The organism is Parabacteroides sp. AF39-10AC (assembly GCF_003635405.1).
Classification (GTDB): Bacteria; Bacteroidota; Bacteroidia; order Bacteroidales; family Tannerellaceae; genus Parabacteroides; species Parabacteroides distasonis.
On record NZ_QTLP01000006.1, the window covers coordinates 1 to 24,243 of the forward strand.

The 24,243-nt window shown below is 55.4% G+C and carries 29 protein-coding genes and 2 pseudogenes; 24 read left to right on the top strand and 7 right to left on the bottom strand.

Annotation, left to right across the window (positions count from 1 at the left end):
• Positions 1 to 87: 87 nt before the first annotated feature.
• Complete coding sequence (locus tag DW033_RS06780) at positions 88 to 471, top strand: Imm44 family immunity protein (RefSeq protein ID WP_009017663.1); 384 nt, start codon at positions 88 to 90, stop codon at positions 469 to 471.
• Between the two features lie 115 nt (positions 472 to 586).
• Here DW033_RS06780 and DW033_RS06785 read toward each other — a convergent pair whose 3' ends face one another.
• The 4 genes from DW033_RS06785 to mobA form a co-directional block, all read right to left on the bottom strand.
• Entirely contained in the window at positions 587 to 982 is a 396-nt protein-coding gene (locus DW033_RS06785; protein ID WP_028728884.1) for a hypothetical protein, read from the bottom strand.
• A 115-nt stretch (positions 983 to 1,097) separates the two neighbouring features.
• Complete coding sequence (gene mobC / locus DW033_RS06790) at positions 1,098 to 3,104, bottom strand: conjugal transfer protein MobC (protein ID WP_028728883.1); 2,007 nt, start codon at positions 3,102 to 3,104, stop codon at positions 1,098 to 1,100.
• A 22-nt stretch (positions 3,105 to 3,126) separates the two neighbouring features.
• Positions 3,127 to 4,425 carry a conjugal transfer protein MobB gene (gene mobB / locus DW033_RS06795; RefSeq protein WP_028728882.1) on the bottom strand — a complete coding sequence of 433 codons (1,299 nt, stop codon included), beginning with the start codon at positions 4,423 to 4,425 and terminating at the stop codon, positions 3,127 to 3,129.
• Entirely contained in the window at positions 4,422 to 4,850 is a 429-nt protein-coding gene (gene mobA / locus DW033_RS06800) for a conjugal transfer protein MobA (RefSeq protein WP_199712367.1), read from the bottom strand. Before mobA ends, mobB begins: the two co-directional genes overlap by 4 nt.
• A gap of 43 nt (positions 4,851 to 4,893) precedes the next feature.
• On the opposite strand from mobA, the gene DW033_RS24615 reads away from it, so the two are divergent.
• From DW033_RS24615 to DW033_RS06910, 22 genes and pseudogenes are all read left to right on the top strand, one after another.
• Entirely contained in the window at positions 4,894 to 5,226 is a 333-nt protein-coding gene (locus tag DW033_RS24615) for a hypothetical protein (RefSeq protein ID WP_181980762.1), read from the top strand.
• A gap of 367 nt (positions 5,227 to 5,593) precedes the next feature.
• Positions 5,594 to 6,373: a ParA family protein gene (locus DW033_RS06810; protein WP_028728880.1), complete on the top strand. Its 780-nt coding sequence runs from the start codon at positions 5,594 to 5,596 to the stop codon at positions 6,371 to 6,373.
• A complete protein-coding gene (locus DW033_RS06815; RefSeq protein WP_028728879.1) occupies positions 6,354 to 6,758 on the top strand; it encodes a DUF3408 domain-containing protein in 405 nt (134 codons plus the stop codon). Before DW033_RS06810 ends, DW033_RS06815 begins: the two co-directional genes overlap by 20 nt.
• 19 nt (positions 6,759 to 6,777) lie before the next feature.
• Complete coding sequence (locus DW033_RS06820; RefSeq protein ID WP_028728878.1) at positions 6,778 to 7,365, top strand: DUF4122 family protein; 588 nt, start codon at positions 6,778 to 6,780, stop codon at positions 7,363 to 7,365.
• A gap of 18 nt (positions 7,366 to 7,383) precedes the next feature.
• Complete coding sequence (locus DW033_RS06825; protein ID WP_028728877.1) at positions 7,384 to 7,683, top strand: DUF4134 domain-containing protein; 300 nt, start codon at positions 7,384 to 7,386, stop codon at positions 7,681 to 7,683.
• Positions 7,684 to 7,694: 11 nt separating this feature from the next.
• Positions 7,695 to 8,018 carry a DUF4133 domain-containing protein gene (locus DW033_RS24860; RefSeq protein WP_028728876.1) on the top strand — a complete coding sequence of 108 codons (324 nt, stop codon included), beginning with the start codon at positions 7,695 to 7,697 and terminating at the stop codon, positions 8,016 to 8,018.
• Positions 8,015 to 9,553, top strand: a pseudogene (locus tag DW033_RS06835) (TraG family conjugative transposon ATPase); the annotation flags it as partial. The gene DW033_RS24860 and the pseudogene DW033_RS06835, both read left to right, overlap by 4 nt.
• Before the next feature lie 81 nt (positions 9,554 to 9,634).
• A complete protein-coding gene (locus DW033_RS06840) occupies positions 9,635 to 10,135 on the top strand; it encodes a hypothetical protein (RefSeq protein WP_008765479.1) in 501 nt (166 codons plus the stop codon).
• Between the two features lie 7 nt (positions 10,136 to 10,142).
• A complete protein-coding gene (locus tag DW033_RS06845; protein ID WP_004310327.1) occupies positions 10,143 to 11,951 on the top strand; it encodes a reverse transcriptase/maturase family protein in 1,809 nt (602 codons plus the stop codon).
• Between the two features lie 115 nt (positions 11,952 to 12,066).
• A pseudogene (locus tag DW033_RS06850) lies at positions 12,067 to 13,026 on the top strand (TraG family conjugative transposon ATPase); the annotation flags it as partial.
• Between the two features lie 196 nt (positions 13,027 to 13,222).
• The gene (locus tag DW033_RS06855; RefSeq protein ID WP_010992658.1) at positions 13,223 to 13,585 is read left to right on the top strand and encodes a DUF3876 domain-containing protein; all 363 of its coding nucleotides are present in this window, start codon (positions 13,223 to 13,225) and stop codon (positions 13,583 to 13,585) included.
• Positions 13,586 to 13,589: 4 nt separating this feature from the next.
• Entirely contained in the window at positions 13,590 to 14,219 is a 630-nt protein-coding gene (locus DW033_RS06860; protein ID WP_004327366.1) for a DUF4141 domain-containing protein, read from the top strand.
• 49 nt (positions 14,220 to 14,268) lie between these two features.
• Positions 14,269 to 15,273: a conjugative transposon protein TraJ gene (gene traJ, locus DW033_RS06865; RefSeq protein ID WP_117899799.1), complete on the top strand. Its 1,005-nt coding sequence runs from the start codon at positions 14,269 to 14,271 to the stop codon at positions 15,271 to 15,273.
• Positions 15,274 to 15,323: 50 nt separating this feature from the next.
• Positions 15,324 to 15,947, top strand: a complete 624-nt coding sequence (gene traK, locus DW033_RS06870) for a conjugative transposon protein TraK (RefSeq protein ID WP_004327368.1) — start codon at positions 15,324 to 15,326, stop codon at positions 15,945 to 15,947.
• 5 nt (positions 15,948 to 15,952) lie between these two features.
• Positions 15,953 to 16,237 carry a TraL conjugative transposon family protein gene (locus tag DW033_RS06875; RefSeq protein ID WP_122266337.1) on the top strand — a complete coding sequence of 95 codons (285 nt, stop codon included), beginning with the start codon at positions 15,953 to 15,955 and terminating at the stop codon, positions 16,235 to 16,237.
• Positions 16,212 to 17,378 (top strand): hypothetical protein, encoded by a 1,167-nt coding sequence (locus DW033_RS06880; protein WP_122382586.1) that lies wholly within the window; start codon positions 16,212 to 16,214, stop codon positions 17,376 to 17,378. Before DW033_RS06875 ends, DW033_RS06880 begins: the two co-directional genes overlap by 26 nt.
• 20 nt (positions 17,379 to 17,398) lie before the next feature.
• Positions 17,399 to 18,790: a conjugative transposon protein TraM gene (traM, locus tag DW033_RS06885; RefSeq protein ID WP_122382587.1), complete on the top strand. Its 1,392-nt coding sequence runs from the start codon at positions 17,399 to 17,401 to the stop codon at positions 18,788 to 18,790.
• A gap of 36 nt (positions 18,791 to 18,826) precedes the next feature.
• Complete coding sequence (gene traN, locus DW033_RS06890) at positions 18,827 to 19,765, top strand: conjugative transposon protein TraN (RefSeq protein ID WP_032581424.1); 939 nt, start codon at positions 18,827 to 18,829, stop codon at positions 19,763 to 19,765.
• Between the two features lie 3 nt (positions 19,766 to 19,768).
• On the top strand, positions 19,769 to 20,350 hold the full coding sequence (locus DW033_RS06895; protein WP_122382588.1) for a conjugal transfer protein TraO: 582 nt from the start codon (positions 19,769 to 19,771) through the stop codon (positions 20,348 to 20,350).
• Between the two features lie 24 nt (positions 20,351 to 20,374).
• Positions 20,375 to 20,824 carry a DUF3872 domain-containing protein gene (locus DW033_RS06900; protein ID WP_057097679.1) on the top strand — a complete coding sequence of 150 codons (450 nt, stop codon included), beginning with the start codon at positions 20,375 to 20,377 and terminating at the stop codon, positions 20,822 to 20,824.
• Positions 20,811 to 21,467 (top strand): hypothetical protein, encoded by a 657-nt coding sequence (locus tag DW033_RS06905; RefSeq protein ID WP_117913015.1) that lies wholly within the window; start codon positions 20,811 to 20,813, stop codon positions 21,465 to 21,467. Before DW033_RS06900 ends, DW033_RS06905 begins: the two co-directional genes overlap by 14 nt.
• A gap of 31 nt (positions 21,468 to 21,498) precedes the next feature.
• The gene (locus DW033_RS06910) at positions 21,499 to 22,347 is read left to right on the top strand and encodes a hypothetical protein (protein ID WP_117599452.1); all 849 of its coding nucleotides are present in this window, start codon (positions 21,499 to 21,501) and stop codon (positions 22,345 to 22,347) included.
• Between the two features lie 151 nt (positions 22,348 to 22,498).
• Here DW033_RS06910 and DW033_RS06915 read toward each other — a convergent pair whose 3' ends face one another.
• Positions 22,499 to 22,942: a RadC family protein gene (locus DW033_RS06915; protein ID WP_004326124.1), complete on the bottom strand. Its 444-nt coding sequence runs from the start codon at positions 22,940 to 22,942 to the stop codon at positions 22,499 to 22,501.
• Position 22,943: 1 nt separating this feature from the next.
• Between DW033_RS06915 and DW033_RS06920 the strand changes: the two genes are divergently transcribed.
• On the top strand, positions 22,944 to 23,330 hold the full coding sequence (locus tag DW033_RS06920) for a hypothetical protein (protein ID WP_122382589.1): 387 nt from the start codon (positions 22,944 to 22,946) through the stop codon (positions 23,328 to 23,330).
• Here the strand turns inward: DW033_RS06920 and DW033_RS06925 are convergent.
• Both DW033_RS06925 and DW033_RS06930 read right to left on the bottom strand, forming a co-directional pair.
• Positions 23,320 to 23,541, bottom strand: a complete 222-nt coding sequence (locus DW033_RS06925) for a hypothetical protein (protein WP_118032923.1) — start codon at positions 23,539 to 23,541, stop codon at positions 23,320 to 23,322. The genes DW033_RS06920 and DW033_RS06925 overlap by 11 nt on opposite strands.
• Complete coding sequence (locus DW033_RS06930) at positions 23,538 to 24,140, bottom strand: hypothetical protein (protein WP_122382590.1); 603 nt, start codon at positions 24,138 to 24,140, stop codon at positions 23,538 to 23,540. The genes DW033_RS06925 and DW033_RS06930 overlap by 4 nt, the downstream gene beginning before the upstream one ends.
• Between the last annotated feature and the right edge of the window lie 103 nt (positions 24,141 to 24,243).

A 24,243-nucleotide genomic window follows, 5' to 3' on the forward strand; every position in this document is an offset into this window, starting at 1 on the left:
CAAATTTCAAATAGGTTTATAACAAGCAGATAAATCTCTCTGAAAGATTGATTGTCCGCCAAACATTACTAACGATAACAAATTTGTATGAAAGTTTTTATTGGAGGTGAATTGGAACATAGTATTTCTGATAAGTTTCGTAAAGCAAGAAACTCTGTAATAGAATATATGGATTGTCTATGTGATATTTCATATATTAATGAACTAAGTTTCTATGTATTCTGCTTAAAAGGATTTACTGCAAATCCATTAAGTAGATATTCGAAAAAACGTAATCGGATAGAATTGGAAATTCTACTCCCATTTGATAAATTTGAAACAGCAAATGATTCTCAATGCGTTGAGATATTGAAACAAAGTATTCTTGATGCTATTGAGAACTATAAAAATAAAAACATTCCACAACAATATATTGATGTAATTGTAGAAAAAATGAAAGCATCAATTAATGAATTCGTTAGTAACAAATAGCACTACTGCTTAAAGCGGAACGATGATGATGTTTCGGCTTCTGCCGTGAAATGGAAATTAGCCGATATGTAAGTAATCCCAGAGATAGAACCGATGCTTATTCTCCTGCCGTTTATCATGCCCAATGTATAAACCCGAAGTGAAACATCAGTGCGACATTCACCACGGTCAGGGCGATAGCGATAAGGACTATTTTGGCGAGCTTCCTGCCGGGATGTTTCATCTTTCCGTAATATTCACGAAGTGCTTCACGCCGCCCGGCTGTGTAGCGGAGCTGACAGAACAAGTCGGGAAGAAAGCAAAGAATCATCACTATGGCAAAAGCAACAATCCAACTGAAATAGCGAAACATCAACGGTGTTCCAAGCGGTACGAGTATGGCAAAGAGCCAGCAAAAGAGCAACAGCATACGCCCGTTAAGGTTGGTATGCTCCCTTTCGTGCCATATCTCGGCTACATACCACATATAGTCGATGAAGCAGAACCGGTATTTGCGATTGTCCTTATCCATATCATTACAAAAATAATGTTTTCTACCCACTTAACCATTACTTCATGCCGAAAAACACCATACCCGATAAAAAGAACCTCGCCGGCTTGTTCTTGCCGACGGGGTATTTTTATCCTCACTTGTCCTTAATCAGATGCGACAGCTCCGGGTCTGCTTTGATGCGCCCGATCTCGTCGGCGACAATCTGCCTGACCTCGCTCTTGATGCGGTAGTAGTTGGCGTCGATCTGCTGCTGCATGGTGTCGTTGCCGTCCTTGTCGGTGAAGTCGATGATCTGCGGTATCTTCACGTAGCGGGCGGTCTCCCGCCTGACCTTCTCGTTATCCACGACAATCTCGGCATGGAAAATCTTCTGCTCGATACGCTCGTCGAAATTGTCGGCTACCGCCCCGACGAACATACCCTGTGTGAGGTTGGAAATCTTGCTTGCCGGAATGAGGCTGTCCATCTGGGTATTGATGGAGACGGAGGTCTCGTTCCGGTTGATAGTCATGTTCTGCCGTTTCTGCAAGACCTTGCCGAAACGCTCGGAGAGCGTCTTGGCAGTTTCGGCAACTACCTGACCTGCAAAGACATTGCCGACCGTATTGCAAATAACAGCGGACTCTTTGTCTCCATAATCACGCTTTAGCTGGCTGAAATCCTGAAAGCCGAGCATGACGGCTACCTTGTTGCTTCGGGCGGTGGCAATGAGGTTGTCCAGTCCACGCATATAGATGGTGGGCAGCTCGTCGATAATCACGGCGGATTTGAGCCGCTTCTTCTTGTTGATGAGTTTCACGATGCGGGAGTTGTACAGTCCCAACGCCGCCCCGTAGATGCCCTGACGGTCGGGGTTGTTACCGACTACGAGCACCTTCGGCTCTTCGGGATTGTTGATGTCGAGGGTGAAATCGTCCGCCGTCATCACCCAGTAGAGCGCCGGGGAGATCATGCGGGAAAGCGGTATCTTGGCACTGGCTATCTGCCCCTGCAACTGCTCCACCGCCGAGGATTCCCATGCGTCCATGAAGGGAGAAAGGTAGTTCTCCAACTCCGGGTACGAGGTGAGGATGGGGAAAATGTCGGCGTACTTGCGGTTCAGGAACTCAATGGCATGGGGGAAGGTGCAATACTTGCCGTTCTTGTAGATTTTGAGATACCATATAATGCTGGCTAACAGAATGATAGGCGATTCTACGAAGAAATCGCCCTGTTTGGAAATCCACGTGCGGTTCAAATTTAACATAATCGTGTAGGCACTCTCGTAGGCATCGGATATGTCGGTCATGAAGTCCGGGTGGATGGGGTTGCAGCGGTGGCTCTCCCTCGGATTGTCGAAGTTTATCACGTAGAACTTGGGCTTGACCTTGTAGCCGTCCAAATGGGCGAGCAGGTGGTTGTAGGCTATCTCGGAGAGGTCGGGGTACTTGAAATCATACAGGAAAAGCGAATAGCCCTTCTCGATGGTCTGTTTGATATACTGGTTGATTATCGCATAGGACTTGCCCGAACCGGGCGTGCCCAAGACCATCGTCGCACGGAAGGGATTGACAAGGTTGATCCATCCGTCATACGCCCTGCCCCTGAACCAGAAGCGGGTGCGAAGGTTGACGGAATACTCGTTCTCCTTCAACTCGGTCTCCTGCATGAAGGATTCGTTCTCGACGTTGAACACGTCTTCGAGCAGGTCGGTCTTCAGCAGACGGGACATCCACAGTCCCGCCATGAGCAGGCAGATATACCCTGCGGTAAGGGTGGCGATATACAGCACGGTGTCCGCCGGAAGCGGCAGAGGAAGGGTGAGCAACCACCCGTTGCCGAAAAAGAGCAGCAAGCCGGACACGCCGCAAAGGATGATCCTGCGCCACGTGATTTTCTGTTCCTTCACGCCCTTTGTGCCGAGGCAGCTAAGGGCGAGGAACAGCACGGCGAAGAGCTTCGTCCAGAGGATATTGGAGAACAGCCCGGCGGTACGCTGGAAGCCGAGCAATATCCTATCGACAACGCCGATGTCGATGCCCCACTCCCGGACGGACTGGTAACAGAACCAGTAAATATTTACCACTACAAATAAAATGCTTATCGCACGCATGAACTCCATGACTTTGGCGAGTCCACGCAAATCGTCTTCGTTTTGCATAATTCGTTGAATTTTAAGTTGATTATTGTTGCCTGCCGTACTTGCGCCTCTTTTTCTTTTTGCGTTGCGGAGGTACGGGCTGGTCGCCGGACGCTCCGCCGGGTACGGGGGCAAAGAGGTTGAAGGCGGCCGCCACGTTCTGGGTGGTGCCGTCCTTGTGGTCGGGACGATAGCCGGTATCGTGTCCGTCCCATTGGGATGCGCCCGTATGCTCCTGCTGCCGGGTGGGATGTTCCACTCCGGCGGAGGGTTGTGGCAAGTGAATACCTTCCTGCCCGGCGAAAAGGTCGTTGAACACGCCTGCGGAGAACTCCTTGCCCAGACGGGAGCCGTTGAAGACGGCTTTGGCGGCATGGTCGATGAAGGTCGCCCCATAGATGCGCCCGGCTTCATTCTGACGGAATACCACGCCGATTCCCTGCCGCATGAGTTCCCGCTCGAACTGCGCCCGGTCATGCCCTGCGGTCTGCATGGCGGCGGAAACCTTTCCGGCGGTGGCGGCGGCGACTTCCTTGTGGGTCTTTTCCCATGCGGCAGCGTTGTGCATCCGCCTTTCGAGGGCTGCGACGCCCGCCTCCTTGCCGAACACGGAGGACTTGAAGGGCTTGCCGACCTTGTTGCCCTCCCTGTCGGTTGCCGAATAGGTCAAGCCGTGATACTCCCGCCCGCCGTATTCCCCCTTCACCTCGTCCACCGTGATGCCGTAGAGCGAAAGCACCGCCCGGTATTCTCCCAGTGTACGGAAACGCCACTCCCGGGCAAGCGGGCGGATGACTCCCGCCAACTGCCCCTTGAGGTTGCCGTCCCCGTAACCGACGGGCGACAAGGGCAGCCCCTCCTTCCACTGCTTGGGCGTAGCCGGGACAAGACCGAACTGCCTCTCCAGCTCCCGGCAGACCTTCATCGAACGCCCGTGCTCGTAGCTGTCGGAAATCGCACGCCCGGTTTCGTCCACCCGGACGGAGACGATGTGCAGGTGCTCCCGCCCGATGTCGTTGTGGCGATAGACGATATAGGGCTGGTCGCCGAAGCCCATGCGCCGCATGTACTCCTCCGCCAAGCTGACAAACCGCTCCTCGCTCAAGCAATCCTTCGGGTCGGGATTGAGGGAGATATGCAGGACGGGCTTCTCGGTCTTGCGGTTGGCTGTGAGGTAGTCACCGAACGAGCGGGAAAGATGCCCTATCGTGTAGGGAGCATCGCCCTGCGGCTCGATAATCCGGCTGGTGAAAAGCACGTCGGCGTGCCGCTCGTCCACCTTCAACTGGTTGTAGGCAAGCACCCCGTAAAGGCTGCTGCCGTGCGAGATCTTGGCTATCATCGGACGGGGTATTTGCTCCGGAACTCCTCCACCAGTGCGGAAATCCGCTTGCTTAACTCGACCAGTTCGAGGGTGTGCCGCTCCAGCTTGTAGAGGAAAGCGAGGGCTTTCTTCTCCGAGAAATTGGATTTGAGCGCACGCACGCATTGGTTGTAGTTCGTGCCTATGGCACGGAACTGCGAGTGGAAGGTGGTCAGGCGCATGTAGAAATCCTGCGTCCCCTTATCCAGTTTAATGACCTTAATCTCCCTGCCGAAAAGTGCGGAAACGATAAACTCCGCCTTGGTCGCCTTGCCCGACTCGTCGAAAAGCGCGAGGAAACGGGCGTTGTCCCCGTCGTCCATACGGAACACGTAGCGGTGGCGCATCTTGTCGGGCTTGGGCTTTCGCCCGTGGTTGCCCGCATACTTCTTCTGATTGTCCATCATCCTGTAAAATTTTAAGTGAAACATGGTCTGAAAACGCCGTATGCCTACGGCTCTCCCCCGTGAGCATCCCCCGACTCCGGAGGGGGATGCCACATCGAGGGGGCAAGGTGGTGGTGAGGCACGAAATTCATTTCGAGTGCCGCAGCACACAACTTGCCATTTTCGTTTGAAAATAAAATCCGTCCTGCCGGACAGATTGGGGATGCCCTTGCCTGCTGCGGAGTGCCGGGGCACTCCCTCGGGCGGTTGCCGCTCTTCTCCATTCTTACTCCATTTTGGTTTCCGCCTGCAAAGTAACAGCCCTTTTCCCGTCCGGACACCATACCCGGATGCGACAAACCTACGGGTGGAAAGACAATGCACGACACGCTGATAATCAAACGGATAAACTACCGGTATTTTGATATTCCTTTGCGCCGTGGAAGCGGTGAAACGACTGTCCGGATAGACAAGGAAACAACCGGATAGCCGACCGGACGGACAGCCGAACGGCTGACGGTCTTGCCGGACAAACGGACGGACAACCGGATAACCAGCCGGACGATCGGCTAAACAGCCAAACGGTTAAATGACTAAACGGCTAAACGGTCAAACGGCTGAACAGCCGGATGATTGGATGAACGGATGCCTGAACGAATGAACGGACGAATGACCGGCAAAGTGGCTGAAAGGCTGACTGATTGAGTGAACAGAGAAGCGGCTGCACGGGCAGCCGGATGAATAACCAACAGAATGACGATATGGACAGACAGACATTGAACGTGGCTTTCGCCACACAGAAAGGCGGCAGCGGCAAGACGGCTATCACGGTGCTGGTGGCGGGCTACCTGCACTACCGTCTGGGGTGTCCGTTAGCGGTGATCGACTGCGACTTCCCGCAGTACAGCCTGTACGAGATGCGGGAGCGGGACAGCCGGGCGGTACTGGAGAACGAACACCTGAAACGGGCGGCTTACGAACAGATGCGGCAGCCGGGGCGTGCCGCCTATCCGGTGCGCAAGTGCCGGGTGGAGCAAGCCCCTGACACGGCAAGGGAGCTGGCGGCGGAAGGCTGCTACGACCTGCTCTTCTTCGACCTGCCGGGCACGGTGAACTCGGCGGGCATCCTGCGCACGATCGCACAGATGGACTACATCTTCGCCCCGGTGAGTGCGGACAAGGCGGTGCTGGAAAGCACGCTCTCCTTCCTCGACGTGCTGCAACGGATGATGCTGGGCAAGGAGACGAGCCGTCTGAAGGGGCTTTACCTTTTCTGGAACCAAGTCGACAAGCGGGAAACGAGCGGGCTGTACGAGAAGTACGGGCAGGTGGTCGCCGACATGGGGCTGCCGATGCTGCAAACCCGCATCCCCGACACGAAACGCTTCCGCAAGGAGGCGGACGGCACGGGACGGACGGTGTTCCGCTCCACGCTGCTGGCTCCCGACAGGCGGATGCTGGCAGGCAGCGGCATCCCCGAACTGACCCGTGAGATAGCGACCATCCTCAAACTGGAAGGCTATGAAGAAGCAGCGGAATGAGAAGCCCATCGACGAGGAACTGCTGATGCGGATGATGGCGGGCGAGGCGGCAGGAACGGGAGAACCGGGAACCGGAAAGGGGGAAACCTCCGTGCCGGTGGAGAAGGCGCAGGAAGGGAAAACGGCGGACACAAGACGGCGCAAGGGAAGGCAGGCGGACTACGAGACGACCTTCCTCAAAGGCATGGACATCCCCGCCCGCTACGGCAAGCCGGTCTATGTGCGCCGTGAGTACCACGAGCGCATCGCCAAAATCTCGGTGATGCTGACGGGCGGCAAGGTGTCGCTCTCGGCATACATCGACAACGTGCTGGCGCAGCACTTCGAGCAATACCGGGAGGAGATCGAGGCGGCATACGCCGGGAAACTGGAGAACCTCTTTTAAAAAGGAAGGAGGAAACGGCATGATACTGAAATTATCGCTCACCGTCCTGCTGCTCTATTACCTTGTCGTGCTGTGGAAATACTACCGGCAGGACATCGCCGGGATATTCGGGACAGCGGAGACGGACGAAGACACGGACGGAACGGGAAAGGAACCGGGGCAACCGGGCAAGCCGTACACGGTCATGGGAGAAAGCACCTACCTGCCCTTCGCAGCGGAGGACGGGGAGGAAGCGGCAGCCGGAGCCGTGGACGAACCCGCAGCGGAGGACGACGGGGCGGACTACTCCGACATCGAGCCGGAGGAGGACGAGGAGGAGACGGACTATGAACCCACGCCGGAGGAGATCCGGGAACTGGAGGAGGAAGAGGAATTAGGGGCTTATTACCCGGACGGCAACCCCGACTTCGCCACGGGGTACTCCTTCGATGACCTGAAAAAGGTGCGCCGGGTACTGGTGTCGGACAATGCGGACGAAAAGGCGGAGCGGGAAGCCCGTGAGGTGCTGCCGTCCGTGATGGGGTCGGACATCTGGGAGGCGATGCTGGACGAGTTCGAGGGCGCACGTGAGCGTGTCGCCCGGCTGATGGACAACCATAATGTTTAATTAAAATTTTAAAGACAAATGAGACAAAAGAGAATCTTATTCACGGCGGCCTGCATACTGGTTGCCGTGGGCGCAATGGCGCAGGGAAACGGGCAGGCGGGTATCACGGAAGCCACGCAGATGGTTACCTCGTATTTTGAGCCGGGAACGAAACTGATTTACGCCATCGGTGCGGTGGTCGGCTTGATCGGAGGGGTGAAAGTGTACGGGAAGTTCAGCTCCGGAGACCCAGACACGTCGAAGACGGCGGCGAGCTGGTTCGGAGCCTGCATCTTCCTGATTGTAGCCGCCACCATCCTGCGTTCGTTCTTCCTGTAAAACAGCGGATTATGGACATGGAAATCAACAAGGGGATCGGCAGGAACGTGGAGTTCAAGGGGCTGGAAAGCCAGTACCTCTTCATCTTCTGCGGCGGTCTGCTCGCCGTGTTCGTGGTGTTCGTCATCCTGTACATGGCGGGCGTGAACCAGTGGGTGTGCATCGGCTTCGGCGTGGTTGCGGCTACGCTGCTGGTATGGCTGACCTTCCGGCTGAACGCCCGGTACGGCACGCACGGGCTGATGAAGGCAGCCGCCCGCAGGCGGCATCCGAGGTACGTGGTGAACCGGCTGAAAATCCCCCGATTATTCACCTTTAAACACTGGCAAGAATGAGAAACGTAATGAAAGCGGCGACGCTCGAAAGCAAGTTCCCGCTGCTGGCGGTGGAGAACGGCTGCATCGTGAGCAAGGAGGCGGACGTGACGGTCGCCTTCAGGGTGGAACTGCCGGAACTGTTCTCCGTCACGGGAAGCGAGTACGAGGCGGTCCACTCGGCTTGGCACAAGGCGGTGAAGGTGCTGCCGGAGTATTCCATCGTGCACAAGCAGGACTTCTTCATCGAGGAGAAGTACCGGCCGGAAACGGACAGGGACGACCTTAGCTTCCTGAGCCGGAGCTTTGAGAGGCACTTCAACGAACGCCCGTTCCTGAACCACTTCTGCTACCTGTTCCTTACCAAGACGACGAAGGCACGGAGCCGTCAGGAAAGCACGTTCTCCACCCTCTGTAAGGGCAGGCTTGTCCCCAAGGAGATCGAGGACCGGGAGACGGTTACGAGGTTCATCGAAGCGGTCGGTCAGTTCGAGAAGATCATGAACGACAGCGGGCTGGTCAGGCTGCGCCGCCTCACGACGGACGAGATCACCGGGACGGAAACGGCGGCGGGCATCGTGGAGAAGTACCTCTCGCTCTCGCAGCACGACACGACGGTGCTGAAGGACATCCAGTTGAACCCGGAGGAGATGCGCATCGGCGACGACATCCTCTGCCTGCACACCCTCTCGGACACGGAAGACCTGCCGGGCAAGGTGGCGACGGACAGCCGCTACGAGCGGCTCTCGACCGACCGCTCGGACTGCCGGCTGTCGTTCGCCGCCCCGGTGGGCTTGCTGCTGGACTGCAACCACTGCTACAACCAGTACATCTTCATCGACGACCACGGGGAGAACCTGAAACGCTTCGAGCAGACCGCCCGGAACATGCACTCGCTCTCCCGCTACTCCCGCTCCAACCAGATCAACAAGGCATGGATCGAGGAATACCTGAACGAGGCGCACTCGAAAGGGCTGACCTCGGTGCGCTGCCACTGCAACGTGATGGCGTGGAGCGACGACCGGGAGGAGCTTAGGCGCATCAAGAACGAGGTGGGCAGCCAGCTCGCCCTGATGGAGTGCAAACCGAGGCACAACACGGTGGACGTGCCGACGCTGTTCTGGGCGGCGATACCGGGCAACGAGGGGGACTTCCCCTTCGAGGAGAGCTTCTACACGTTCATCCCGCAAGCCCTGTGCTTCTTCACCGAGGAGACGAACTACAAGGACTCGCTCTCGCCCTTCGGCATCAAGATGGCGGACAGGATGACGGGCAGACCGCTGCATCTGGACATCAGCGACCTGCCGATGAAGAAAGGGGTGATCTCGAACCGCAACAAGTTCGTCCTCGGTCCGAGCGGGAGCGGCAAGTCGTTCTTCATGAACCACCTCGTGCGCCAGTATTACGAGCAAAACAGCCACATCGTGCTGATCGACACGGGCAACTCGTACCAAGGGCTGTGCGAGCTGATCCACCGCAAGACCAAGGGCGAGGACGGGATTTATTACACGTACACGGAGGAGAAGCCCATCAGCTTCAACCCCTTCTTCACGGACGGTGCGCCCATAATGGAAGCGTAGTAAATATCTCTTTAGCAAGAGATTAGGTTAGAGTTCAAATTTCATAAATGTAACAAAATGAAAAGGAAACCTACTCCCAGCCAACTTATCCTAAAGGGAAACCCGAGGGGGAGTGCAGCATGTTGGAAAAGCGATAAGTCAACAAATTGTCATGTTGCGACTGAATTGCGAGGGGGAACGATAGACACGAGGATGAAGCCTGATTGGTTGAACGATAGCTCAGTGGCAAATGAAGAAGCGATGGCGAAAGACAATTATATACGCCATACTGTGATACCTTTTCTCAGTCGTTCGGGAGAAGAGGCAAGAACTAATTACAGCACAACCGTAATAAACGGAGAAAAGAGCGAACGTCGCATCCGACAGTCTATCACGCTAATAGTTATTACGCTAACTAAATGGGGATTGCCTAAACCGAAACGCCGTAAGGCTATAGAGTTTGCTCTTGAATATTCGGCATGGCAACGGAGCTTCCATAGTAGTCCGAGCAGGGGAAAGCCTTGTACATGGCGAAGGGAAGCAGTTGATAATTTTAATATAAATCAAAGGAAAACGTGAGAGACGTATGAGAAATCCAGAGAAAGTATTAAACACTTTATGTTTACACAGCAAAGTTTCGGACTATAAGTACGAAAGACTGTATCGTATCCTATTCAATGAAGATATGTTTTATGTTGCTTATCAGCGTATATACGCCAAGCAAGGTAACATGACATCAGGCGCAGATGGCAAAACAATAGACCAAATGAGCATTCAGAGAATAGAACATATTATTGAAAGTCTTAAAAATGAGACTTATCAACCCAAACCTGCAAAGAGGGTATATATTCCCAAAAAGAATGGCGGAAACCGTCCATTGGGAATACCATCTTTTGAGGATAAGTTAGTGCAAGAGGTAGCACGTATGATATTAGAAGCTATTTATGAGGGGCATTTTGAAAGCACCTCACACGGCTTCAGACCATACAAAAGTTGCCATACTGCATTAACACATATTCAACATCAGTTCACAGGAACACGTTGGTTTATAGAAGGAGACATTAAAGGTTTCTTTGATAATATAAACCACAACATACTGATAGATACTCTTCGAGAACGAATATCAGATGAACGTTTCCTAAGGTTGGTGAGAAAGTTTCTCAATGCAGGATATGTTGATAATTGGAAATATAACCGCACATACTCAGGAACACCTCAAGGTGGAATTATTAGCCCAATATTGGCTAACATCTATCTCGACAAGTTCGATAAGTACATAAACGAGTATATTGAAAGGTTCAATAAAGGTGAGAAAAAAAGACGTAATGCAGTCTACTTTCAAAAGAATACCCAAGCGGTAAATCTAAGAAAGAAACTTAAAGTAGAAACTGACCCTTGTGTAAAGGCAGAGCTAACAGAAAAAGCAAAGAAATTACAAATAGAGATGCGTAATATACCATGTAGTCATGATATGGACGAAAATTACAGAAGAATGAAGTATGTAAGATATGCAGATGACTTCATCATTGGAGTTATTGGTTCTAAAGTAGATTGCGAAAAGATTAAAGCTGACATCACGAAATACATGAGCGATGTTCTTAATCTTGAACTCTCAGCAGAGAAAACGTTGATAACCCATGCACAAGACACTGCAAAATTTCTTGGGTATGAACTCTCTGTGAGGAAATCCTATGCGATGAAACGAAATCGTAAAGGAGTTCTCCAGCGTGATTTTAATGGTAGAGTTGTGCTTACGCTGCCAATAGAGACCGTAAAGAAGAAGCTAAAAGAGTACGATGCCATAAGTTTCGAGCAAGCAAACGGCAAAGAAATCTGGAAGCCAAAATCCCGGTCACATTTAACAGCTATGCAACCACACGATATATTAGCCCAATTCAATTGGGAAATACGTGGGTTCTATAACTATTACAGTATTGCTAATAATGTATCTGCCACATGTTCTAAGTTTGGTTACATCATGGAGTACAGTATGTATCTAACACTTGCTCAAAAGCTAAGAAGTACAATAAGCAAGTTGAAGAAAAAGTACGAGACAAACAAGCAGTTTATAATCCCATACAAGGATGATAAAGGGCGACAACAGTACCGAATACTGTATGATGATGGATTTAAACGCCAAACAACAAACGCAAACACAAATTGCGACACACAACCATTTACCGTAATTGTGCCACCTCCAACATTGGTGGAGAGGCTCAAAACTAATCGTTGTGAACTCTGCGGAGTAGAAAGTCCTACTGTTATGCACCACGTCCGTACACTCAAAACTCTATCAAAGGAGTACGAATGGAACAGAATAATGCTAAACAGAAACCGAAAAACTCTCGCTGTATGTCCAAGTTGCAACGCAAAGATACAAGAACATGAAAAATAAAGTGCATTTATCAACGGAGAGCCGTATACATCGAGAGGTGTACGTACGGTTCGGGGGCAGGCTCTCGAAAACCTGTCGTAGCAATACGACAAGGCGTCGAGTGCCGAGCCTACACTACAAGTTCAGCGTGGAGAAGAAGGACAGCATCAAGACGCTGCTGCTGGCACTGTGGAAGGGCGAGGACGAGAAAATCACGAAGACGGAGAGCGGCGAGCTGGGCAGTGCGGTGTCGGCGTACATCCGCCGGATACAACAGAACCGGGACATCGCCCCCTCGTTCGACACCTTCTACGAGTACATGCTGAACGATTACCGGAAGGAGCTGGCTGCAAGGGACATCAAGGTGAGCCGGGAGGATTTCAACATCGACAACTTCCTGACCACGCTCCGGCAGTATTACAAGGGCGGGCGCTACGACTTCCTGCTGAACTCGAACGAGAACATCGACCTGCTGCACAAGCGGTTCATCGTATTTGAAATTGACAGTATAAAAGATAACGCCGAGCTGTTCCCCGTGGTTACGATCATCATCATGGAAGCCTTCATCAACAAGCTGCGCCGCCTGAAAGGGGTGCGGAAGATGCTGATCTGCGAGGAGGCTTGGAAAGCCCTTTCCTCGCCGAGCATGAGTGAGTATTTGAAGTACATGTACAAGACCGTCAGGAAATATTTCGGCGAGGCGATTGTCGTCACGCAGGAAGTCGATGATATTATCTCGTCCCCCATCGTGAAGGAGGCTATCATCACCAACTCGGACTGCAAAATCCTTTTGGACCAGAAGAAGTACATGAACAAGTTCGACGGCATCCAGTCGATGCTCGGGCTGACGGACAAGGAGAAGTCGCAGATACTCTCCATCAACCTCGCCAACCATCCCGGACGGAAGTACAAGGAGGTGTGGATCGGTCTGAACGGGGTGCAGTCGGCGGTGTACGCCACGGAGGTGTCGGCTGCCGAGTACCTGACCTATACCACCGAGGAGAGCGAGAAGACGGAGGTGTTCGCACTGGCGGAAGAGTTGGGCGGCGACTTGGAGCTTGCCATCAAGCGGCTGGCGGAAACGAAGTATAAATAATGTGCCGATGCGCTGAAGTGGCGGACAGGTTGCCGGACGGGTGGTTGATTGACCGGACGAACGGCTGAAGGGTCGGATGATTGACCAAACGGCTAAACGGTCAAACGGTTAAACAGTTAAACGGCTGGATGTACAAACGGCTAAACGGCATGGAGAGAATAAAATTTTGTAAAACTTAAAAAAAAACGGAATCAAGATGAGACGATTGAATTTAATCCTGCTGCTGTCGGCGGTGACGGCGGCACTGGCGTTTGTCATTTCCTGCAAGGAGACAAATGCGGAACGGTTGGAAAAGATGTGCGGCGAATGGGTCAGCACGGGCGGAAAGCCGCCCTTCACCCTCTGGGAAGAGGACGGCAGGTACCGTGTGACGGTCATGCACAGGAACCACACGGGCGGCAGTGAAGCGGAGACCTACCTCGTCCGGGAAACGGAAGGGGTGCTGTTCATCGAGACGGGCTTCGCCGTGATGATGGACTATGACCGGGAGAAAGACCGCATCCGGCTGTCGCCGGGCGGAGAGTACAGGAGAAAGAGTGACGGAACCCTAAAACAGTAAGGACATGAGAACGATAAAGGCAATCATCGTGGGCGTGGCGTGCCTGACGGCAGGTGCGGCCAACGCCCAGTGGGTCGTACACGATCCCGGCAATCTGGCGCAGGGCATCATCAACACGACCAAGGAGATCGTGGAGACCTCCGCCACCGCACAGCACACGCTGGACGGGTTCAAGGAGACGGCGAAGATATTCGAGCAGGGACGGAAGTATTACGATGCGCTCAAGGCGGTGCATGACGTGGTGAAAGGTGGCGTGAAGGTGAAGAAGTCCATCGAGATGGTGGCGGACATCTCGGAAATCTACGTGCGCAACTACCAGAAGATGCTCGGCGACCCGAACTACACGCCGGACGAGCTGTCAACCATCTCGTTCGGGTACGCCAAGCTGCTCTCCGAGAGCGCGGACATCCTGCAAGATCTGAAGAACGTGGTGAACGTGACGGGGATGTCGCTCTCGGACGCCGAGCGGCTGGCGATCATCGACCAGAGCTACAAGCGGCTGCTGGAGTACCGCAACCTCGTGCAGTATTACACGGACAAGAACATCTCGGTGAGCTACCTGCGGGCGAAGAAGAAAAAGGACGCCGACCGGGTGGTGGCTCTCTACGGGGATGCGGAAGACCGTTACTGGTGAGAGTGGCAATATATAATAATGTTCACGTACATAAATATAATATAGGACTATGTTGTTAGCGATAGACTTCACGAACCTGCACGAGATATTGCAGGCATTGTATCAGGACATGATGCCGCTCTGCGAGAAGCTGACGGGGGTAGCCAAGGGAATCGCCGGGCTGGGTGCGCTGTTCTACGTAGCCGCCAAGGTGTGGCAGGCGCTCGCCCGTGCCGAGCCCATCGACGTGTACCCGCTGCTGCGCCCGTTCGCCATCGGGCTGTGCATCCTCTTCTTCCCCACCTTCGTCATCGGCACGATCAACACGGTGCTCTCGCCCGTGGTGAAGGGCTGCCACGGGATGCTCGAATCACAGACCTTCGACATGAACCGATACCGGGAACAGAAGGAGACGCTGGAGAGGGAAGCGTTCCGGCGTGATCCGGAGAAGGCGTATCTGGCGAGCAAGGAGGACTTCGACAAGAAGCTCGACGAGCTGGGCTGGTCGCCCAAGGACTTGAAGACGATGGCGGTGATGTACATCGACCGGACGGAGTACAACATGAAGCGGAGCATCCGGCTGTGGTTCCAAGAACTGCTCGAACTGCTGTTCCAGTCGGCTGCGCTGGTCATCGACACGATACGGACGTTCTTCCTGATCGCCCTCTCCATCCTCGGTCCGATAGCGTTCGCCCTCTCGGTCTATGACGGGTTCCAGAGCACGCTCACGCAGTGGATAACGAGGTACATCTCCATCTACATGTGGCTGCCCGTGAGCGACCTGTTCAGCTCGGTGCTGGCACGCATCCAAGTGCTGATGCTCACCCGTGACATCGAGGCGATGAGCGACCCGACCTTCATCCCGGACAGCTCGAACACGGTGTACATCATCTTTTTAATCATCGGGATATTCGGGTACTTCACCATACCGACCGTCGCCAACTGGATCATCATGGCGGGCGGGGTGAGCCACGCCAACCGTGCGATGAACCAGACCGCCACGAAGGTAGGCAACGTCGCCGCCGCAGGTGCGGGCGCAGCCGTGGGGAACATCGCCGGAAAAATCGTCAAGTAGCGGCGGATGCCCCAAGAACATGAGTCATAACGAATAAAAAAACCGGAAACATGGAATTTAAAAGTTTGAAAAATATCGAAACGAGCTTCAGGCAGATACGGCTCTTCACGCTGGTATTCGCCAGCCTGTGCGCCGTGGTGACGGGCTTCGCCCTGTGGAAGTCGTACAGCTTCGCCGAGGCGCAGCGGCAGAAGATCTACGTGCTGGACAACGGCAAGAGCCTGATGCTGGCACTTTCGCAGGACGTGCGGCAGAACCGCCCGGTGGAGGCACGGGAGCACGTGCGCCGCTTCCACGAGCTGTTCTTCACGCTCTCGCCCGACAAGTCGGCTATCGAGGGCAACATCAGGCGTTCGTTGCTGCTGGCGGACAAGAGCGCCTTCAACTACTACAAGGACCTCTCGGAAAAGGGGTATTACAACCGCATAATCAGCGGTAATATCAACCAGATGATAGAGATAGACAGCCTGCGGTGCGACTTCGACAAGTACCCGTACAGCGTGCGGACATTCGCCCGGCAGATCATCCTTAGGGAAAGCTCTGTTACGGAGCGCAGCCTTGTGACCCGCTGCCGCCTGCTGGATGCGGTCAGGAGCGACAACAACCCGCAGGGCTTCATCATCGAGGGCTTCGAGGTCACGGAGAACAAGGATTTGCAGACCCTCAAACGCTGACGGCTATGATAAGGAAATTCATCGTAAAGGCGCAGGATTGGGCGGACGGGAAGCTCCGCCGCCTCGCCGGGCGTATCTCGCCCGACATGCGTGTGGCAATCATCCTCGTGATGCTGGCGGCGTTCGGCGCACTGTCGGTCTATATGACCGTCTCCGCCATCTACCGCATCGGAAGGAACGACGGGAAGGAACTGGGGATAGAGCATATCAGGCGCCTGCAACTACCCAATGACAGTATTGTCAACCCCTTTGAAAGCGGACGGCATGGGACTGGCGGAGAGGTTGAGTGAGTGGCTGCTCCGCCGCCGGGAGCGGCAGGAGGAGCGGAACATGAGGCAGGTAACGGCGTATTTCGGGAGCCTGCTGAAAAAGAGGCGTGCGGATGCCGGCGCAATCCTCCAGTCCGTCAGGGACTACCGGGACTGCCCGGAGGTGACAAGGAAACAGGCGGAGCTGCTGCTGGAACACAGGTTCTTCCGGTACGTGTACCAGACGGGCTATCCCGAATGGCGGGCGGTCATGGACGCCCTGAAAGAGACCCGTTACGGGATGCGTGAGGGGGCGGCAATCCCCCGGAGCATGAAGGAGGCGGCGGAAAGCCCGATGCTGCGTCTGTCGGCGCAATACAAGGTGCTGGAGTACGAGTACACGAGGCGCAACGCCCCGCAGCCGTTATCCCCCGAAGCGCAGGCGGAACGGGATGCGGCGCACCGGCTGCTGAACTGCTGCATGAGGGAGGGCGACCTCGACGCACTGAAAAGGCTTGCCCTGAAAGGCGAGAAACCGGACGACTCGGTGGCCATCCGCCACGGGCTGGCGGAAGGCTACCGCAGGCTCGAAGAACTGAGCCGGGAATGGAGCGAGGAGATGCGGGGCGACAACCACACCGTCATGGAACAGATCGAGTTGCGGGAGGCGGACGAGCGGGGCAGGCTGATGCGGCAAGCCGCCGCCCTTTACGAGAGGAAGACGGGCGGCAGACTGCCCGGCGACTATCTGGAAGCGGTGAAGGCGGAACGGGCGCTGCTCCACGGGCTCGCCCGCCACGGCTGGGACGGTCAGCGGGAAGTACCGAAGGAGACGGTGGAGAAGTACGGGCTGACGGAGGACTTTGCCGGCATCGCCCGACTGAGGTGGGACTACCACCTGAGCGAGGACAACGGGGATTTCTCCCGGGACTACCCGGAAGCCGCCATCGGACGCCACAACCGTGCCATCCGGGAGCGGGCGGCGAAAGAACTGGCAGGTCTGGAAGCGAGGCTGTTCCTCGAAAAGGCGGCAAGCCGGGAACGGAAGGCTGCGCACCTGCGGGCGGACAACCGGGCAAGCCCCACGGCATCGCTCAAACGGGAACGGAAGGAACCGCCCGGCAAGCGGCAAACCGGGGAGACAGGCAGAAGGAAGCCTCCGGGGAGAAGAATCAGAATGTAGGACAACCATAAATTTTTGACATGATGGAAGAACAGAACCAAGAAAAAGCAACGGCAACGCAGCACGTAAAGGCGGCGGATGCCGCAGCCCCGGAGACGGGGAACGGAAAGAAGGAGGACAAGGGCGGCGGGAAAAAGGAGAAGAAGACTGCCAAGCCGCTCACCCCGAAACAGTTGCAGCAACGGAAGAAGCTGATGGTATATCCGCTGATGGGCTTGCTGTTCCTCGGCTCGATGTGGCTGATATTCGCGCCTTCGGAAAAGCGGGAGGTGAACCGGGACACCGTGGGGGCGTTCAACGCCGACATCCCCCTGCCGGAGAACGACGGGATCATCGGCGACAAGCGGAAAGCCTACGAGCAGGCGCAGGCGGAAAGGCGGCAGGCGGAGAAGGTGCGCTCGCTGGAGGACTTCGCCTTCTCCGAAGAGAGCGATGCGGACGGGGTGGAAATGGAACTGCCGGACAGCGAGCCTGAACGGGAACCGTTCAGGGACTACTCGGGCAACGGCGGCGGGCGCTCCTCCGTCGCCGCCTACCGGGACATCAACCGGAAACTCGGCTCGTTCTACGAGGAGCCGAAGGTGGACGGGGAAAAGGAGGAGCTGAAAAGGCAGGTGGAGGAGCTGACCGCCAAGCTGGAAGAAAGGGAACGGCAGGCGGGCGGAATCGACGATCAGGTGGCGCTGATGGAGAAGAGCTACGAGCTTGCCGCCAAGTACATGGGGCAGAACGGGCAGGACGGCGCAACCGTGCAGGCACCCGCCACCGGGCAGGGCGGCAACGGTCTGGGACAGCCCGCCGTGGCGGTGCAGGCGGCACGGGAGCGGACGGTATCGGGGCTGCGACAGCCCCTAAGCGATGCGGAGTTCATGCGGCGGTACAGCCAGCCGAGGAACTACGGCTTCAACACGGCGGTGGGCAGCGGGTACGCCCTCGGGAAGAACACGATAGCCGCCTGCATCCACCAAGACCAGACGGTTATGGACGGTCAGCAGGTGAAGCTCCGGCTGCTCGAACCGTTGCAGGCGGGAAACCTGACCATCCCACGCAATACGGTGGTATCCGGTACAGGCAAGGTGCAGGGGGAACGGCTCGACATCACGGTATCGTCCGTCCAGTACCAAGGCAACATATTGCCGGTGGAATTGGCGGTCTATGACAACGAGGGAATGAAAGGGCTGTGCATAGAAACCTCACTGGAGCGGGAAGCGGCAAAGGAGGCGATGGCGAACATCGGCGGCGGGCTGGGAACGAGCATCTCGTTCGCACGGAGCGCCGGGCAACAGGTGGCGATGGACATCACCCGTGGGCTGATGCAGGGCGGCAGCCAGTACCTCGCCAAGAAGTTCCGCACGGTAAAGGTGCACCTGAAAGCGGGTGATCCGCTGATGCTCTACGCCAAACAACAATAAATCAACAGATTATAAAACCATTAAAAAGTAAAGACAATGAAAAAGATTTTTGGATGGGTCGCCCTGCTTGTGGGCATGGTGACGGGTGCGAACGCACAGGTGAACGACACGATACAGCGGACCACGGGCAACGACCTGTATCAGGGGATTACACGGAAGCTACCCTACCGGCAGATGGTGACGCCCCACGGGGTGCAGGTGACGTTCGCCAAGACGGTGCATATCATCTTCCCCTCGGCGGTGCGGTACGTGGATTTGGGAAGCGACCGGATTATCGCCGGGAAAGCGGACGGTGCGGAGAACGTGATCCGGGTGAAGGCGACGACCGAGGGGTTTCCGGGGGAAACGAACTTTTCCGTCATCTGCGAGGACGGGAGCTTCTATTCGTTCAATGCCCGGTATGCGCATGAGCCGGAGATGCTGAACATCGAGATGAAGGATTTTTTGGAGAACGGGGACACGACGGACTTTTCGCATACCCGCATGAACATCCATTTCCGTGAGCTGGCGGGCGAAAGCCCGCTCTTGGTGAAGCTGATCATGCAGAGCATCTACAAGGAGGACAGGCGGGAGATCCGGCACTTGGGCTGCAAACGCTTCGGGGTGCAGTTCCTCCTGAAATCCGTCCACTCGCACAACGGGCTGTTCTATTTCCACACGGAAACGAGGAACAGGTCGAACGTGGCTTTCCGGACGGACTTTATCCGGTTCAAGATCGTGGACAAGAAAGTGCCGAAGCGCACCGCCATTCAGGAGCGGGTGATAGACCCGGTGCGCAGCTACAACGAGGTGCTGGTGACGGAGGGGAAAAGCGACGTGCGCACGGTGTATGCCGTCCCGCAGTTCACCATACCGGACGACAAGCTGCTGGTCATCGAGCTGTTCGAGAAGGACGGCGGCAGGCACCAGACCATCCGGGTGGAGAACGCCGACCTCGTGGCGGCAAGACAGATTAACGAACTGAAAATCAAATAAGCGATGAAAAGGTTACTGTTCATTATCCTGCTTTTCGGGGTGTGCCTGACTTTCAACCGGGCATACGCCCAACGGTGCCTGCCCGGAATGAGGGGCATACAGCTCACGGGCGGGCTGTCGGACAACATGCGCTGGAAAAACGGCGACGGCTTCGGCTACCACGCCGGGATAGCGGTGAGCACCTACACGAAGAACGCCCACCATTGGGTGGTCGGTGCGGAATACTTGGAGAAGCGGTACGGCTACCGGGACTGCCTCTATCCGGCGAGCCAGTTCACGGGCGAGGGCGGCTATTACCTGAACTTCCTGTCAGACCGGAAGAAGACGTTCTTCGCCGCACTGGGGCTGTCCGCCCTTGCCGGGTACGAGACGGTGAACTGGGGCGAGAGCCTGCTGCCGGACGGCTCCCGGCTCACGGATGAGGACAATTTCATCTACGGGGGTGCGCTGACGCTGGAGCTGTCCGCCTATGTGACGGACAAGATTGTCTTGCTGGTAAACGGTCGCCAAAGGGTGCTGTTCGGCGGCGACTGCGGGAAGTTCCACACGCAGGTCGGCGTGGGAATACGTTTTATGATTCGATAACTGCTATATTATAATAATGTATATATGAGGACAATGATTTATAAAATACTCACGGGCTGCTACATCGTGGCCGCCCTCGTGCTGGTCGCAGCCTGTAATGACGGGCTGGATATTCAGACGAAATACCCGTTCACGGTGGAGACGATGCCCGTCCCGAAGGAGCTGAAAGTGAACGAGACGGCGGAGATACGGTGCGAGCTGAAACGGGAAGGACGCTGGGAGGACACCCGGTACACGATCCGCTGGTTCCTCTTCGACGGGGAAGGCACGCTCAAACTGGACGACGGCACGGCGTTGCTGCCCAATGACCGCTACCCGCTGGAGAAAGAGACGTTCCGGCTCTATTACACCCCGCTGTCGGACGAGCAGAGCGGCTTCACCGTCTGGGTGGAGGACTCGGACGGTCAGGCGGTCGAGCTGGAGTTCGACTTCAATGCGGACAACGACAAGGAGGACGGGTATGGAACGGAATGATCTGGTTCTATACCTCGACATACCGGAATTTTCCGAAGCCCTGCATGCCTCGAAGTGGCGGACGGACATTGTCCTTCCACAAGCGGGGGACAATATATGTCCGGAAAACCTGCTGTCGGAGAAAACGCTCGCCATGCTGGAGACGGTTTCCGCCGGGGAGGTCTGGGAAGACATGAAGGACGACTGCCGGACCATGCGCCGGGTCGTGGAGCACGAGCTGTTCCGGGTGACGGAACGGGGATTTCACCTGCGCAGGGACGGGACACCGTGCTGCACGCTGACGCTGCAAAGATACCGTGTGCACGATGCCGGAAGGCGGATGAAAACAGAAGTGCCGCCACCTTGTCCAGCCCGGGGCGTGGAACGGAAAAGCGGGAAAATCCGGTTTTATTTCCGGAAATACTTTGTGCATATCGACGTGCCGGACACGCTGCCGCAATACCCGGAGGTGCGTGAGTTCGTGAACATAAAGTCGCTGCTCTCGGAGGCGGATAGAAAACTGCTGGCGGAAACGGAATGCGATGAAGCGGAAAGCCTGCTGGAGTGGATAGAGAATGAAGGCTATTGCCATGTCCGGGCGAGGTGCTGGACGCCGGACGAGGAGAGCGGCGGATGGATGTGCGTGTTGTCGGTGGATGTTTAAAGGGGTTTATAACAAGAAAAAATGTAAAAACATGGAACGAGAAGAAAGAATGTATCAGGTGCCTCTAGAGATGATATGCAGGCACGACCGCACGGCGGAGGTCTGCCGTGCCGCCGTTGAAGAGGACGGCTGGCAGTTGGAGAACGTGCCCGAAGAGTTGAAGACGCCGGAACTGTGCCGGAAGGCGCTGGAAACGGAAGCGGGATTCGGGAACGACTTCCACCGGGGGCTGGTCCAGCATATCCCGTCCCCGGAGGTGTGCATGGAGGTGCTGAAGGAGTGCCGGGAGAACAACCCGGAAGAACTCTACGGGGTGGCGGTGGCTATCCGTCCGGAGGTGATGAACGGCGAAATGGCGGACTTCCTGCTGCCGCTGGACGGCAGGTGCATCAGCATCCTGCCCGTGCACCTGCAAACGCCGGAGCGGGTGCGGGTGGCGGTGGAAACGTCGGGGATGTCCGCCGTCGGGCGTGGCGGAGTGCCGAAAAGCCTGCTCACGCCCGAAGTGTATGTCAGGTGCGCCGCCCACAGCCGGGAGTCGCTGATGATGATCCCGTGGGCGGAACGCTCGCCGGAGGTCTGCCTGATGGCGAAGACACTGTACCCGGACTGGGTGAGGAATCACCCGGAGTTCGTGCCGGAGAGCGTGCGTAACCAAGACAGCATCTACACGCTGAACAGCCTGATGGAAAGCTTGACGGGGGAAAAGTTCAGCTACCGGCAAATGACGGACTTCTACAACGGGAAGCCGCTGGAGGTGAAACGGATGGAGACGCCGGACGGCGTGCAGAAGGACAAGTCGGTGAAGTTCGACAAGGAGACGGGGAAGTTCTCCTTCTCCGACATCCGGCAGGAGCGGAAACGGGGGTTGAAGATGTAGCGTGAGCCGGACGAAATGGAAAGCATCCTTCGGGATGCTTTTTCCATATCCGCCCTGCCGCTTTCCGGTTTCTTTTGCTTCTTGTTCTTTTCCCGCCCCGCTCACGAAAGAAAAGAAGTGCGAAACGGATAGCGAATAAAAAAGGGGACGCTTAAAGCATCCCCTCGTCCATGTAGCTGAGGTAGGTGTCCTCGGTCAGTATGATGTGGTCCAAAAGCTGTATGCCGATTGCCTCGCAGCCTTTCTTCAACTGGCTGGTCAGGTTGTTGTCCGGCGTGCTCGCCACGGTCGAGCCGGAAGGGTGGTTGTGCGAGAGGATGATTCCCGAGGCGTGGGAGACGAGAGCCGTCTGGAGGACGATGCGTATGTCCACCACCGTGCTGTTCATGCCGCTGCGTGAGACGCACGAGACGCCCAGCAGCCTGCCTGCGCCGTTCAGGTACATCGCCCAGCACTCCTCGTGGTGCTGCATACAGTCCTCGTAGAAGGTCTTGAGGATGTCGTAAGACTCCTTGGAAGAGTGGATTCTAACTCTCTTGGATGCGTCAGCGTCCTTGTAACTTACGGTGATTTGAGGAAAAGACAGTGTATTCATAATGCAAAAAATTAAAAGTGAAACATTTATTTTTTGCTTTGGGGCACGGGGAAAGAGCGGACTTCATGCAAGGCTTTTGCGTGGAATACGACCCGAAGGTGTGGAGATTGTGCGCAAAACCGTCAGGTTCAGCCTTGCTACTTGTCCGTTTTTCCCCGTAGATTTGCTAAAAAATGAGTGTGGAGCTTGGCTAAAAATCCGGTGGGTCGAGGGGTTTCTTTTTGCTTCTTTCTCTTTTCCCGCCCACGGCTCACCGAAAGAAAAAGAAGTGCGTCCGAAAATCGGGTCAATCCTTTCCCACGGGCGGGTAAAAAAAGAAGTCCGGGCGGATCGCTACCCGTCCCGGACTTCCGGCGATGAAACACAAGGGGGGGATGTTATGGCGTGATTTCCCCCGTTGCGATTAAATTCCCGTCCGAATAATACGCTATCTTCCCGTAGGTAAATCCCATGTCGGGAATGGCTACGAAAGCGATATAGTCCGAATACTCCCTGCCTTTGAGGTTCTTCCCGACAAGGTTGTTGAATATCATGGGGATGCTATGACCGTCCTCGCTGTAAAGGACGGTTTTCCCGTTCTGTCTGATTTCCCGCTTCATGCCGTTTCCTTGAAAAGTGTCCCGTCGATAAGGTATTCCCAATTATTCCTGTGGCTCTCGTCCGTGAAATATTCCTCGCTCTCGCAATACTCGCAATCGTCACGGCACGAGCGGAAGAAGTTTTCCAGACAGTCACGCATGAGTTCCTTGAAATTCCGTGTGTCGGGCGAGCGCATGAAGTCCATGAGGGGCTGCAAGATGATTTCGTCCGACACAACGCCCGTGAAGGGGCATTCGCAAGTGACGGAGATACGGCTCCTGCGTCTTTTCTTGCGGTCTTTCGTCCAATAGACCTTGGGCTTGTACAACCCCGCATGGAAGTTGTTATAGAAGTAAGCCAGCAAGCGGACGCCCGAAAGTTCCTCCGTGTCCGTCTCGTGCTTGGTATAGAAACGGTAAGAGTATGTGCAACTGTCGTAACGGTAGTTGGTGCAGACGATACGGAAAAGGTTGCAGAAGGCTTCGAGCGTGTTGCAGTTCTCGGAAGCATACGGGTAATCGTTTCCCTTGGCAAGCCAGTCGGTATAGGCTCTCTGACGGGCTTCGTCCTCCAGTTCCGCAATGCCGAATAGTGTATAGGTTCTCTGTACGGTTCGCATAAGTTTGAAAATTTGAAAGTTTGAAAATCGGTTTCTTTGCTATCTTTCTTTTTCGCTACGGCTCACGAAAGAAAGTAGCGGGGGGGGGTTTTCCCCCCCCCCC